Origin of the sequence: Actinomyces ruminis (assembly GCF_002154335.2) — a bacterium.
Classification (GTDB): domain Bacteria; phylum Actinomycetota; class Actinomycetes; order Actinomycetales; family Actinomycetaceae; genus Actinomyces; species Actinomyces ruminis.
Genome location: NZ_MTPX02000068.1, coordinates 73,366 through 86,575 on the forward strand (window position 1 = coordinate 73,366; position 13,210 = coordinate 86,575).

Here is a 13,210-nt window from a genome sequence, read left to right on the forward strand (position 1 = left end):
TTTCGCTGCTGTGACACGTCCCGCCGCAGACGCATGTCCCAAGCTTGTACTCAGTCGTAGACGACAACGTTCGCCTTCACCTGCACTCCTACGTCGACTAGCAGGTTCGCACCCGTGGCGTACGGGGCGACGAAGCTGCGCAGGGTGAAGGCGATCTCGCCGTCGCCGACGAACACCTCGGTGACGGACCGGTCGTGCAGCACCTCCAGCCGCGGCGGTGTGCCTGCGGGCAGGGTGACAGTGCGCGTGGCCCCGTGCTGCGTGTAGCGCGAATGGGAACGGTCCACGCTCAGCTGCATGGCGCCGTCGGCGGCGCGGACCAGTTCGACGGTGATGTAGCAGTCGGCGTCGCCGATGCGCAGCCCCCAGCGATCCGCCTCCGATGCGGCTTCCAGGCGCAGCTGCCAGGCGCGGTGCCCCTCCAGCGCTGGGATGGGCACGCCGGCCGGAAGCTCCTCTCCCGCCAGGGTCAGCACGGCGGCGTCGTCGCTCAGCGTAGTCACCGGCCGCTGCAGCAACCGACCGCCTCGTAGGGTCAGCGCGCGCGGCACGGTCAGGGCGTGCACCCAGCCGCCGGTTTCGATGGAGGGCTGGTCGTCCTCGGAGGCGTTGCCGGCCCAACCGGTCAGCAGGACCGGGCCGGGCTCGCTGGGGCGACGGGCGAAGGCCTGGGGGGCGTAGAACTCGAAGCCGCGATCGACCTCGGCGAACGTGCCGTCGCACTCGCGCAGTTCGGTTCCCACCAGGTGACCGACGGTGTAAACGCAGGGAAAGATGTTCTCGTAGCCCTCGGCGTCGGGGGTGATTCCCTGTGGGCACCAAATCAGCACGTCGCGCACCTGCCCGGTCAGCTCATCGGTCAGGCGCACCAGCCCGGGGCACTCCCACATGTAGCCGAAGTGGTCGAAGGCGCCGCCGGCGTCGGGGAAGGTCAGCTCGCCCTCCAGCTGCCAGGAGAGCAGGTCGCTGGAGCGGTACAGCAACGCGGCCCCGGTCAGGTTTTCGCGCTGTACGCCCAGAAGCATGCGGAAGCTGCCGGGCTCATCCGGATCGCGCCACACCTGCGGGTCACGGTAGTGGGCGGTGTAGCCGGCGGGGTGGCCGGGCAGCAGCGGGTTGTCCGGCCACTTATCGAAGTGCTCCAGGTCCGTGCTGGTGACCAGGCACTGGCTGGCGGTGCGCTCGTCGGTGACGGGGTCCTTGAGGTTACCGGTGTAGAAGAACTGATAGGGCGCCTCAGCGGGGGCCGCGTGCGGCTCATCGCCCTCCAGTACGACGGCGCCGCCGGAGTATGCCCCGGAGCGGTCGTAGAACGAGTCGGGGATGATTGCCGGGTCGTGGTGGGTCCAGTGGAGCAGGTCGCGGGAGGAGGCGTGTCCCCAGTACACCAGCTTGCGGTGTGGATGGAAGGGACTGAACTGGTAGAAGGCGTGGTAGGTGCCGGAGTCGACCAGCAGGCCGTTGGGGTCGTTGAGCCGACCGATCGGCGGTGCCAGGTGCACCACCGGGTAGTCCGGGTCGGCGGGTGCGTGCGAGCGGGTGATTGCCTCCAGGGCGGCCGCCCTCAGATCCTCGGTCATGCGGCGACCCTAACAGCCGCGCCCGGGTGCAGGCGCCGAATGGGACGACGTCCCTCAAAGCCCGGCGGGAGTCAGTGGAAGTACGGGATCAGTAGCCACAGCCCGAACACAGCGATCCCCACCACGCAGGCGATGAAGAAGCCGGCAGCCACCTCGGCGACGTGCAGGCCCTTGACCTCACCGGCCTGCCGCTTGATCCGGACGGCGGCGAGCATGCGCACCGCGGCGGCGGTCACCGCCAGGATGAAGGCCGCCCCGGCCACGGTGACGACTGTGACCAGAGCGAGTGAGAACCAGTCGATGCTCATACCAGCGCCCCTGTCCCCCGGTCGCCGGAGCCGGCTCCCACCAGCTCACGCTTGACCTGCTCCATGGTCTTGGGGGCACGTCCCAGCTCCGGGTCCGTCTGCTTGGCCACGACCACCTTGTCCGCGTCGTTGACGTTGGAGAAGTCGACCTTGTTGTGGTTGGCCTGGCGAATGATGAGCAGCGAGCTGAGCAGCAGCAGCACGATCACGGCGATGGTGCCGACAACCCCGCCCTTGACGGCGATGAAGGACGTGACCGCCCCGACCACGGCCGCGCAGGGCAGCGTGATGAGCCAGGCGGTGCCCATCTTTCCGAAGGTTCCCCAGGAGACCTTGGTCCCCCTGCCGATGCCCGTGCCGAGGATCGAGCCGGTGCAGATATGAGTGGTGGACAGGGCGAAACCGAGGTGGGAGGAGGCCAGGATCGCCACGGTGGAGGTGGTCTCGGCGGCGAAGCCTGTGGCGGGTCGATGTGGACCAGGCCCTTGCCCATCGTGCGCATGATGCGCCACCCACCGGAGTAGGTTCCCAGTCCGATCGCCGCTCCGGCGGCCAGGACCACCCACCAGTGCGGCCCGGATCCCGCCTCCTGGTATCCCGCGGCAATGAGCACCAGGGTGATCACCCCCATGGTCTTCTGCCCGTCGGAGGTGCCGTGGGCCAGGGCCACCATGGAGGCGGAGACCCGCTGCCCGTAACGGAAGATCCTGTCACCGAACTTGTCCGTCGGACCGGTGATCCGGAAGGTGATCCAGGTGGCGACGGCCGACGCCAGTGCGGCAACGGTCGGGGCGATCAGCGCGGGCAGAATGATCTTGGACATGACGGTGCCCCAGTGCACTCCCTGAAATCCGGCGGCGACGACCACGGCGCCGATCAGCCCCCCGAAAAGCGCGTGGGAGGAGGAGGACGGCAGGCCCAGCAGCCAGGTGGCCAGGTTCCACAGGATCGCGCCGGCCAGGCCGGCGAACACCATTGCAGGCGCTGCCTGAATCAGTGAGTCGTCGAACATGCCGTGGGAGATTGTCTTGGCCACCTCGGTGGACAGCGTGGCACCCACCACGTTGAGGATGGCGGCCACCAGCACGGCGCGCCTAGGGGTGAAGGCACCCGTGGCCACGGAGGTCGCCATGGCGTTGGACGAATCGTGGAAGCCGTTGGTGAAGTCGAAGATCAACGCCGTGACGACGACCACGATCACGATGAAAAGGGTTGTACTCATGCCATTTCCGGTCGGATATGGGGCCTGTGCCCGTGCCGGAGTCCTCCCGGCACTGCTTCAGCCCGGGCCGCGGTGACGCGACCTGCTGTCATTCTTACCCCCGGGGTGAGCGCCGCTGCAGCCAAGACGACCGGAATTCACCAACTGTTCACTCGGGGTGTGGCCTCGACGACGCTCGCCGAGCTCGTCCGGTGCGCCTGCTCACACCCGCGTCCGGGCCGGGCGCGAAGAGGCCCACACCTCACCGGCGCCCCGTCGAGCCACCGGGCGCGCGACGGGCTTGAGCGATAGGGTCACTCCCATGGCAGCCCGAAGTGGTAGCAACAGTACGCGGCAGACCCGCAAGCGTCGGCGCGCTCCGTCCGCGCCCCTGGACCTCGGCATCGACCTCGGCACGACGCGCACCGTCGTGGCCCGCGCGGACCGGGGCAACTATCCCGTCATCGGCTTCACGGACACCGAGGGCGACATCCATGAGTTCTTCCCGTCGTTAACCGCGCTGACCGCCGACGGGCTGGTGCACGGCTTCGAGGCGCGTGCGGCCGCCCGCCGCGGTGCGCCGCTGCTGCGCAGCCTCAAACGAGTGCTGTCCTCCCCCACCGTGACCGCGCAGACACCGGTCCGAATCGGCGACGCCACCTTCACCGTCTTCGAGCTGCTGACCGACTACCTGGCCACCGTGCGCTCCCATCTGCTGACGTCCTATGAGCTCGACGGGGCGGACCCGGCGGGCGAGGACGCCAATATCGTCGTCGCGGTGCCCGCCCACGCCTACGGCGCCCAGCGGCTGATCACGCTGGACGCCTTCCGCGAGGCCGGCTTCCACGTCACCGCCATGCTGAACGAGCCCAGCGCCGCCGGCTTCGAGTACACCCACCGCAAGTCGGCGACCGTTTCCTCCCGCCGCACCCGAGTGCTCGTCTACGACCTGGGCGGCGGCACCTTCGACACCTCGCTGGTGGACGTGCGCGGCCAGCTGCACGAGGTACTGGCCTCACGGGGTGCCGGCGACCTGGGCGGGGACGACCTCGACCTGCTGCTTGCACAGCTCTCGCTCCAATGCGGCGGCGTGGCCGAGGAGGAGCTGACTACGAGGGAGCTGGACGACCTGCTCGATCAGTGCCGCGACGCCAAGGAGGCGATGGCGCCGCAGACACGGCGGCTGGTCATCACCCTGCGGGGAAGGGATCTGGTGCTCCCGGCGGCCGACTTCTATGCGGCTGCGACTCCCCTGATTCAGCGCAGCCTGGACACCATGGCTCCGTTGATCGGCCGCCTGGATGATGGCGGGCCGGATCTGGCGGATATCGCCGGCATCTACCTGGTCGGCGGCGCCTCCGCCTTCCCGTTGGTCCCGCGGCTGCTGCGCGAGCGCTTCGGCAGGCGCGTGCACCGCTCCCCCTACCCGGGCGCCTCCACCGCAATCGGTCTGGCGATCGCCGCCGACCGCACGGCCACGGTGGCGCTGACCGACCGCCTCTCCCGCGGCTTCGGCGTGTTCCGAGAGGCCGATGGCGGCGCCCGCACCGTCTTCGACGCGCTCCTGACCCAGGAGTCGGTGCAGGAGCGGGCCGACGGCGCAAGCGGCACGGTCATCACCCGCCGCTACCCCGCGGTTCACAACGTCGGGCGTTACCGCTTCGTCGAGTGCGCCGGGGTGGATGAGGCCGGTGAGCCACGCGGACAGCTCGCCCCCTATGAGGACGTGCTGTTCCCCTTCGACCGCGGCCTGCGGGACGTCGACGAGCTCAAGACCGTGCCGGTGCACCGCCTCGGCGGCGGCCCGCTGATCGAGGAGCGCTACGACATCGACGGCGCCGGGCTCATTCACGTGACCCTGACGGATCTGTCGGACGGTTACTCCCGCACCTACGTGCTGGGACGTCGTACCGCCTGAATGGCTTCGCCCGGCGCGACGTACTCAAGGCGCGCCGGGCGGCGCGGCCTCAGACCCGGTCCGAGGCCTGCGTGAGGGCCGCGGTCTCATCTGGGGTGAGCGTAAGCGTGAGGGCGTCGACGATCGGGCCGAGCTGCTCAAGCGTGCGGGCGGAGGCCAGCGGGGCCACCACACCGGGGCGGTCGCGCAGCCACGCCAGGGCAACCGCCGCGGGAGCGGCATCGTGGGCAGCTCCAACCTCGTTAAGCACGTCTACGACGGCGAAGCACTCCGGGCGCAGGTAATCCTCCACCCAGCCGCCGCGCGGTGAGGTCGCCTCTGCACCGGACTCGGCGGTGGGCCGGTACTTGCCGGTGAGGAAACCGGAGGCGAGCGAGAAGTAGGGCACCATACCCAGCTGATGAGCGGCGGCTACCTCCCCGCGGTTGCCGGGACCCTCGACGTCGCGCCGGTGCACCAGGTTGTAGTGGGGCTGGAGCGCCACCGGGGCCGCGAAGTCGTTAGCCGCCGCGATGGCGCACCACTCCTCGATGCGATCGGGGGTGTAGTTGGACAGGGCGATGTAACGGGCCTTGCCGGCGGCACGCACCTCCTCGAAGGCGGCTACCGTCTCCTCCAGCGGGGTGTTCGGGTCGTCGAAGTGAGCGTAGTAGAGGTCCACGCGGTCCGTGTGCAACCGTTCCAGGGACTCGTCCAGGGCGGCGTGGATATTGCTGGCGGCAAGGCCCTCACGGCCGGGTTTAGTGGCTACCTTGGTAGCGATAATGACGTCATCGCGGTTGCCGCGTGCCTCCAGCCAGGTGCCGATCACGGCCTCCGACTCGCCGCCAACATGACCCTCGGCCCAGTGGGAGTAGCCGTCGGCGGTATCGATGAAATTCCCGCCGGCTTCCACGTAGGCGTCCAGAATGCGGTGCGAGGTGGGTTTGTCGGCTGTCCAACCGAAGACATTCCCACCTAGACCGATGGGACTGACGGAAAGATCTGAGCTTCCGAGCAGTCTGGTTGACGCCATGTTGTACCTCTTCGACTTGGTTTTCAGACCGCCTGTTGCTTAGCCGCACGGCGCTTGGCGAGCTCGTCCTCGACCAGCGGGACGTCCGCGGCATGTTCGACCGGGAGCTCGGCGAGCGATCCCTCGATCTCCTGCCAAACGCGGCCGACCGCAATACCGAAGACGCCCTGGCCGCCCTGGACCAGGTCCACGACTTCGTCGGCGCTGGTGCACTCGTACACCGAGGCGCCGTCGCTCATCAGGGTGATGGAGGTCAGGTCCTCGACGCCACGCGCATGCAGGGCGTTGATGGCCACCCGGATCTGTTGGAGGGAGACACCGGTGTCGAGCAGGCGCTTGACGATCTTGAGCAGCAGGATGTCGCGGAACGCATACAGCCTCTGGGAGCCGGAGCCTTAGCGCCGCGGATGGAGGGCTCGACCAGACCGGTGCGGGCCCAGTAGTCCAGCTGTCGGTAGGTGATGCCGGCGGCTCGGCAGGCGACCGGTCCGCGGTACCCGGTGTTGACGTCCAACTGCGGGAGCGGGTCGCCGAAGAGCATCCCCTGCGTGTGCTGGGGTGCGGGTACGTGAAGACTCGCTTCGTTGGCGCTCACTTGCCGGCTCCTGTCGAGATCGGGGCGTACGCGGGGACGCACGCGCGGGCCGGTCCGCCCGGCCACTGCTCCACGATAGAACCCGGCGTGGGCGGACTCAATGTCAGGCACGCCGAATCAACCGCTTCGAGTTGAAGTTGAGGTTCACCCTCCGGTCGCCCGGTGCCCCAACAGCGCGTGATTGCGCGGATTACTTGCAGCCCCACCACAGACAATGTGACACAGTACACATCAGTTTTCACACCTGTCACACGCGTCCCGCGCGTCGCGGGTGGGTGGGCGCGCCGCAACAGCGGGGTCAGACGTCTTCCGGGACTGCGCCGTCCAGCTCTCGCCGCCACCGCTCCATGCGCTGCTGTAGCGCCTCCTCCCCCAGGTCAATACCGCGTAGCCGCAGCAGCGCGCTGGTGGCCACCACCGGTACGGACAGCACATCGGCCAGGACTAGCGCATCGCTGGGAGCGCAGGGCACCGCCTTGGGCAGGCCGGGGACCGGAGCATCCAGTACCGCATTGGCACACAGGCCACCGTCCGCATCGACATCGAGCACCACCCGCAGTATGGCCGCACCGAAAGCATCTACGCAGGCAGTCAGAAAAGTCACCCAGCCGGGGGGCCGGTTGTGGTTGGGGGCACTCAGCAGCAGTCCGTCCCGCGCCCCCACGGGGACGGTGATCATGCCCGGACCTCCGTCCTCCATGAGGACGGCGACCAGGCCCGAGTCCGGAGCCGTGGAACGGACTCCCATCAGCGACATGGTCCGCACGGCTCATAACCTACCGGCGGGTCGGCGACACTGTCCTGGGAACGGGCAAAGAAGTATCTGACTGGTATGCGGCGGTCAGCGCAGCGCCTCGACGGCGTGGCGCAGCAGGTTGGTGTGCAGCTGTGCCAGCACTCCGGCCAGTTCCGCAGCCGCGTCCTCCCCCGCCGTCGCCGAACGATTGCGCTTGTGCTGGGTGGCCAGTTCGATGGCGTCGGCCTCACGCTCGGCAGCGCTGCGCACTGTCCGCAGGTTGCGCAGGGGGACGCCCATCCGGCCGGCCTCGAGCGCGAGCGACACGGTGGTGAGCGCACGCGAGTCGAAGCGGCCATGCGCGTCGGGCGCAATGATGCCGATCGTCACCAGCTCCTCGATCTGCGCCAGCGATGCACCCGAGTGGTGCACCAGATCGTCGGCGTCGAAGGCACCGGCGACCGTATGGCCGTCCGAGGCCACCACCCGCGCCACCGGGGCGGGCGGTGGGGCGTCCATATCCCCATCAAGCTCCGCCAGCCGCTCACGAATCACCGAGAGCGGCAGGTACTCGTCACGCTGCGCGGTCAAGGTGTAGCGCAGGCGCTCCACGTCGGCGACCGAGTAGCGCCGGTAGCCGTTGCCAACCCGGTGCGGGGAGATCAGCCCCTCGGCCTCTAGGTAACGCACCTTGGAGACAGATAGGGCGGGGAACTCACCTTTAAGGTGATCGACCACCTCACCGATCTTCATCGCCGGCTCGCGAGAAACCCCGCGCGGCCACGGCTCGGATCCCTCGGCGCGCGCCGAATCGCCGGCAGCCCTACGCCGGGCGGCGGCGCCGGTCACTGCGCGGCCCGCTGCGGCGCGGGATGGTAGGTCATGCGGTACTTGCCGATCTGGACCTCATCGCCCGCACGCAGAGCCGCCTGCTCCACGCGCTGGCGATTCACGTAAGTGCCGTTGAGAGAGCCCTGATCGCGCACGGAAAAACCGCCGTCGGGCAGCGCGGTGAACACCGCGTGCTTGCGGGAGACCGTGACGTCATCCAGGAAGATGTCGGCGCGCGGGTGCCGCCCGACGGTCGTCTCGGCGGAGTCGAGCAGGAAGCGCGCCCCGGTGGTCGGTCCCTGCTGCACCAGAAGCAGCGCCGTGCCCGCGGGCAGCGCCGCGATGGCGGCGCGGTCCTGGGCGGAGATACCCACGGAGGGGACATCGGGCTCCACGGGAACGCCAATAGCCCCGAAGGCCTGGGTCGAGGTGGGATCCGGTTCCATCGGCGTGCTCGACATCTGTTCCCCTCCGGTCGGGCGGTGCCGTTCGCACCGCTGTGGTCACACCATACCGTCGCCACGGTGGACCCTCACAATGTGTGTGCCGGAAAAGGCCCCGGACGGGGCCGGGCGGAGCCAACCGCGCCCCATCCCGAGCGCAGGGCTCAGTTCCACTTCTCTTCTACGCGGCCGGGCTCGGCCCACAGCACGTGATAGACGCCGTCGGGGTCATCTACCCGGTGGTAGGTGTGGGAACCGAAGAAGTCGCGCTGCCCCTGGATGAGGGCAGCGGGCAGGCGCTCGGCGCGCAGCTGGTCCACGTAGGCCAACGACGCCGCGAAGGCCGGTGCGGGCACACCCGCCAGAGCGGCGGCGGACACCACCTGCCGCCAGGCCGGCAGGGCGTCGCGCAGCGCATCCGCGAAGGTGGGGGCCGTCAGCAGGCTGGGCAACTGTGGATCGGCCTCATAAGCGCGAGTGATGTCATCCAGGAAGCGGGCACGGATGATGCAGCCGCCCCGCCAGATGCGGGCCATGGCACCCAGGTCCACGTACCAGTCATTCTCGGCGGACGCGGTGGCGATCTCATCAAAGCCTGGGCATAGGCGGCGATCTTGGAGCCGTACAGGGCCTGCCGTACGGCGTCGACGAATGCGTCGCGCTCGGGTCCGGCGGCCAGGCGCGGCACCGTGGTGCCGGTGTTCAGGTCCGCGGCCCGCACGGCGGCGCGCTGAGCGGGAGCGGAGGATGCGGCCCGGGCGAAGGTGGCCTCTGCGATGGCGGGCACGGCCACGCCCAGGTCCAGGGCCGTGCGGGTGGTCCAGGCGCCCGTCCCCTTTTGGCCGGCGGCGTCCACGATCACGTCGACAAAGGGCTCGCCGGTGGCCGGGTCAACCCGATCCAGGACCTCGGTGGTGATGTCGATCAGGTAGGAGTCCAGCTCGGAGCGCTTCCAGTTACGGAAGACATCGGCAATCTCGGGCACGCTCATCCCGGCCACCCTGCGCAGCAGGTCGTAGGCCTCGGCGATCAGCTGCATGTCGGCGTACTCAATGCCGTTGTGCACCATCTTCACGAAGTGTCCCGCACCACCGGGGCCGACGTGAGTACAGCAGGGCACGCCGTCCACATGGGCGGCGATGGACTCCAGCAGAGGACCGAGCCGCTCATAGGAGCGTCGGTGCCGCCCGGCATGATCGAGGGGCCGAGCAGCGCACCCTCCTCACCACCGGAAACGCCCATGCCGACGAAGTGGACGCCCTGCTCGCGCAGAGAGGCCTCGCGGCGCTCGGTGTCCTGGTAGAAGGTGTTGCCGGCGTCGACAATGATGTCTCCCGGTTCCAGCAGCTCGCGCAACTGCTCAATGACCGCCTCGGTGGCGGCGCCGGCCTGCACCATGATGATCACGGCCCGCGGGCGGCGCAGGGAGGCGACGAATGCCGCCGCATCGGCGGCCGGCACGAAGTCCCCTTCACCGCCGTGCAGGTCGATGAGCCGCTCCGTGCGCGCCGGGGTGCGGTTAAAGACGGCGACTGAGTGGCCGTGGCGGGCGAGGTTGCGGGCCAGGTTGGCCCCCATCACCCCCAACCCGTACACGCCGATGTCCGCCGAGGCGGGCTGCGGGACGAAGTCGCTCGCTGAACTCATCGCTATCCCCTTCTGCCCGTCGGCCACGGGCCATGGTTCTGGGATCGTTTATGGGGTCAAGGTAACGCACCGGGCGCGCCCCCAGAGCCTACCGTTGCGGCCGCCGCGGTGTACCCCGGCGAGCGGGAATTGAGACACGCCCCGACAGACACCCATTCGATTCCCGCCATGCCCGGCGGCGGGCCGGCACAGCGTTTAGAGTGGACGCGGTCGGCTCGGCGCTGCAACCGGGGGCGGTCTCATCCGCTTTCGGGGCGGACGTCCGCGGCCGACCCCAGCCCTATCGGGAAGAAGAACAGGAAGGCGCATCAGCACCCGTGGACCTCTCCCAAGCCTCAAGCGCACCTTCCGCGTCCGGCGGCGCCTCAGAGGGCCTAGTCGCCCCGCGGGGCAATCCGCTGTTGGACCCGCGCGATCTGCGCCTGCCCCGCATCGCCGATCCGTGCGTGCTGGTCATGTTCGGCATCACCGGCGACCTGGCCCGTCGCAAGCTGCTGCCGGCCATCTACGACCTGGCCAACCGTGGTCTGCTCTCCCCCAGCTTCTCACTGGTGGGCGTGGGGCGACGCAACTGGTCCGACGACGACCTGCGCAACTACGTCGCGGACGCGGTACGCGGCGGCGCCCGCACCCCCTGGCGACAGGCGATCTGGGATCAACTGGCCGCCGGCATGCGCTTCGTCGAGCTGGCCTCCTTCGACGACGGCGCCGCCTACGACCGACTCACCCACACCGTCACCGACCTGGATGCGACGCGCGGTACGGGAGGCAACCGGGCCTTCTACCTGTCGGTGCCGCCGGCCTGGTTCTCCGCCGTCACCGAGCATGTGGCCGCCTCCGGGCTCGTGGACGAGCTCCCGGGCTCCTGGCGCCGGGTGATCATTGAGAAGCCCTTCGGCCATAACCGCGCCAGCGCTCGGGAACTGGACGCCGTCGTCTCCCGGATCGTGCGTCCGGATGACGTCTTCCGCGTCGACCACTACCTGGGCAAGGAGACGGTGCAGAACATTCTGGCCCTGCGCTTCGCCAACACCATGTTCGAGCCCCTGTGGAACCAGCGGTACGTGGACCACGTTCAGGTCACCATGGCCGAGGACATCGGCATCGGCACCCGCGCCGGCTACTACGACACGATCGGGTCGGCGCGCGACGTCATCCAGAACCACCTGCTGCAGCTGCTGGCCCTGACCGCCATGGAGGAGCCCATTTCCATGCGCGCCTCCGCCATCCGCTCCGAGAAGGAGAAGGTACTGGCCGCCGTCAAACTGGAGCGGGCCGGGGGTCTCGACCTGGACGCGACCACCGCGCGCGGCCGCTATGAGGCGGGCTTTCAGGGCGGCGTCCCTGTGCGCGGGTATCTGGAGGAGGACGGGGTGGCCGCCGACTCCCACACGGAGACCTTCGCCGCCGTGCGGCTGGAGATCGCCAACCGCCGCTGGGCGGGCGTCCCCTTCTACCTGCGCACCGGCAAGCGGCTGGCCCGGCGCGTGACCGAGGTGGCGGTCGTGTTCAAGCGGCCGCCGTTCCTGCCCTTCACGGATGCGGCCACGGCCGGCCTGGGCGCCAACACGATTGTGCTGCGCATCCAGCCCGACGAGGGCATCACCATGCGCATGGCCTCGAAGGTCCCCGGCACACAAATGGAGCTGCGCGACGTGACCATGAACTTCGGCTACGGCGCCTCCTTCAACGAGGAGTCCCCCGAGGCCTATGAGCGGCTCATTCTGGACGCGCTGCTCGGCGACGCCCCACTGTTCCCGCAGCAACGCGAGGTGGACCTGTCCTGGCGGATCCTGGATCCGGTGATCGAGCACTGGGCCGCGAACGGGGAGCCGGAGGGGTATCGGCCCGGCTCCTGGGGGCCGCCCTCGGCCCACGACCTGCTTGCCCGCGACGGCCGCATTTGGAGGCGCTCATGATCATCAACCTCGCCGAGACCACCACCGACGAGATCGTCTCCGCCCTTCTGTCTGAGGGAGTCGGCAGTGGTTCGCGCGTGCTCACGCTCGTCATCGACACCGACCGCGACGGTCTGGAGGAGGCCCTGGTGGCCGCGCATGGGGCCAGCCGGGACCATCCCTGCCGGGTGGTGGCGGTAGTCAGCCCGCGATCCGACCCCCGTGACGACGCCGATGACGACCGCCGTCACAACGGGCACCGCCCCGACGGCTCGGTCGGCCATCTCGACGCCGAGATCCGGCTCGGCCACGACGCGGGCGCCGGCGAGACGCTGGTGCTGTTCCCGCAGGGCGAGGCGGCCCGCCATGCCGACACCCTGGTGGTGCCCTTCCTGCTGCCCGATGTTCCCGTGGTGACCTGGTGGCCGTATGCGCCACCCGTGTGTCCGGCCACGAGCCCGCTCGGGGCCCTGGCCACCACCCGTATCACCAACACGCCCTCGCAGCCGGACCCGTCCTCCGCCCTGGCGGCGTTGGCGCCGGAATACACGCGCGGCGACATCGACCTGGCCTGGACCCGCATCACCCTGTGGCGGGCCATGGTCGCCTCGACGCTGGACTCGCTGTTGTGCGCAGGGTCGGTCCGCGGCGTCGTCGTCGCCGGAGAGCCCCACAACGCCTCGGTCTCGCTGATGATTCGCTGGCTGCGGCTGCGGCTGGGCGTGCCGGTGGAACGGTGGATGCCCCCGGCATTCCCGGCATCGCCACGATTACGGCGCACACCGGCTCCGGGGACCTGGTGATCACGCGCAAGGACCACGAGCGGGTGATGATCACCCGCCCCGGCGCCCTGCGCCCGCAGGTCGTGACCATGGCGCGCCGCGAACCGGTGGCCACGATGAGCGAGGAATTGCGTCGGCTGAGCCCGGACCTCGTCTACGAGGAGGTTCTGGCCACCTTCGTCGAAGACACCGCCCCGACAACCCCAACAGAAGCAACGGAAATCAAGGAAGAGGGGATCCACTGATGCCCGCAATC

General features: G+C 69.2%; 8 protein-coding genes and 4 pseudogenes. 3 read left to right on the forward strand and 9 right to left on the reverse strand.

What is annotated here, in order from left to right; genetic code table 11:
* Positions 1–50: 50 nt before the first annotated feature.
* The 3 genes and pseudogenes from BW737_RS12495 to BW737_RS20065 form a co-directional block, all read right to left on the reverse strand.
* Positions 51–1,580, reverse strand: a complete 1,530-nt coding sequence (locus BW737_RS12495) for a glycoside hydrolase family 32 protein (RefSeq protein WP_086614506.1) — start codon at positions 1,578–1,580, stop codon at positions 51–53.
* A 71-nt stretch (positions 1,581–1,651) separates the two neighbouring features.
* On the reverse strand, positions 1,652–1,888 hold the full coding sequence (locus BW737_RS12500) for a hypothetical protein (RefSeq protein ID WP_086614505.1): 237 nt from the start codon (positions 1,886–1,888) through the stop codon (positions 1,652–1,654).
* Positions 1,885–3,110 (reverse strand): annotated as a pseudogene (locus BW737_RS20065) (inorganic phosphate transporter). The gene BW737_RS12500 and the pseudogene BW737_RS20065 overlap by 4 nt, the downstream one beginning before the upstream one ends.
* Positions 3,111–3,411: 301 nt before the next feature.
* Between BW737_RS20065 and BW737_RS12510 the strand changes: the two are divergent.
* On the forward strand, positions 3,412–5,007 hold the full coding sequence (locus BW737_RS12510; protein ID WP_086614504.1) for an Hsp70 family protein: 1,596 nt from the start codon (positions 3,412–3,414) through the stop codon (positions 5,005–5,007).
* 49 nt (positions 5,008–5,056) lie between these two features.
* Here the strand turns inward: BW737_RS12510 and BW737_RS12515 are convergent, their stop codons facing one another.
* The 6 genes and pseudogenes from BW737_RS12515 to gndA all read right to left on the reverse strand — a co-directional run bounded on the left by BW737_RS12515 (position 5,057) and on the right by gndA (position 10,274).
* Positions 5,057–6,022: an aldo/keto reductase gene (locus tag BW737_RS12515; protein WP_086614503.1), complete on the reverse strand. Its 966-nt coding sequence runs from the start codon at positions 6,020–6,022 to the stop codon at positions 5,057–5,059.
* A gap of 23 nt (positions 6,023–6,045) precedes the next feature.
* Positions 6,046–6,563, reverse strand: a pseudogene (locus BW737_RS12520) (MerR family transcriptional regulator).
* A gap of 352 nt (positions 6,564–6,915) precedes the next feature.
* A complete protein-coding gene (locus BW737_RS12525; protein ID WP_180272216.1) occupies positions 6,916–7,365 on the reverse strand; it encodes a DUF151 domain-containing protein in 450 nt (149 codons plus the stop codon).
* Positions 7,366–7,458: 93 nt separating this feature from the next.
* Positions 7,459–8,106: a transcriptional regulator FtsR gene (gene ftsR / locus BW737_RS12530; protein WP_086614540.1), complete on the reverse strand. Its 648-nt coding sequence runs from the start codon at positions 8,104–8,106 to the stop codon at positions 7,459–7,461.
* A 92-nt stretch (positions 8,107–8,198) separates the two neighbouring features.
* Positions 8,199–8,645: an FHA domain-containing protein gene (locus BW737_RS12535; protein WP_086614501.1), complete on the reverse strand. Its 447-nt coding sequence runs from the start codon at positions 8,643–8,645 to the stop codon at positions 8,199–8,201.
* A 146-nt stretch (positions 8,646–8,791) separates the two neighbouring features.
* Positions 8,792–10,274, reverse strand: a pseudogene (gndA, locus tag BW737_RS12540) (NADP-dependent phosphogluconate dehydrogenase).
* 398 nt (positions 10,275–10,672) lie between these two features.
* On the opposite strand from gndA, the gene zwf reads away from it, so the two are divergent.
* Together zwf and BW737_RS12550 are read left to right on the forward strand one after the other, a co-directional pair.
* Positions 10,673–12,193 (forward strand): glucose-6-phosphate dehydrogenase, encoded by a 1,521-nt coding sequence (zwf, locus tag BW737_RS12545; protein ID WP_257210825.1) that lies wholly within the window; start codon positions 10,673–10,675, stop codon positions 12,191–12,193.
* A pseudogene (locus BW737_RS12550) lies at positions 12,190–13,199 on the forward strand (glucose-6-phosphate dehydrogenase assembly protein OpcA). The gene zwf and the pseudogene BW737_RS12550 overlap by 4 nt, the downstream one beginning before the upstream one ends.
* Positions 13,200–13,210: the final 11 nt, after the last annotated feature.

Excerpts from the sequence above, each read along its gene's own strand:
- BW737_RS12495 (WP_086614506.1), bottom strand. The coding sequence starts at position 1,580 with ATGACCGAGGATCTGAGGGCGGCCGCCCTGGAGGCAATCACCCGCTCG.
- BW737_RS12500 (WP_086614505.1), bottom strand. The coding sequence starts at position 1,888 with ATGAGCATCGACTGGTTCTCACTCGCTCTGGTCACAGTCGTCACCGTG.
- BW737_RS12510 (WP_086614504.1), top strand. The coding sequence starts at position 3,412 with ATGGCAGCCCGAAGTGGTAGCAACAGTACGCGGCAGACCCGCAAGCGT.
- BW737_RS12515 (WP_086614503.1), bottom strand. The coding sequence starts at position 6,022 with ATGGCGTCAACCAGACTGCTCGGAAGCTCAGATCTTTCCGTCAGTCCC.
- BW737_RS12525 (WP_180272216.1), bottom strand. The coding sequence starts at position 7,365 with ATGGGAGTCCGTTCCACGGCTCCGGACTCGGGCCTGGTCGCCGTCCTC.
- ftsR (WP_086614540.1), bottom strand. The coding sequence starts at position 8,106 with ATGAAGATCGGTGAGGTGGTCGATCACCTTAAAGGTGAGTTCCCCGCC.
- BW737_RS12535 (WP_086614501.1), bottom strand. The coding sequence starts at position 8,645 with ATGTCGAGCACGCCGATGGAACCGGATCCCACCTCGACCCAGGCCTTC.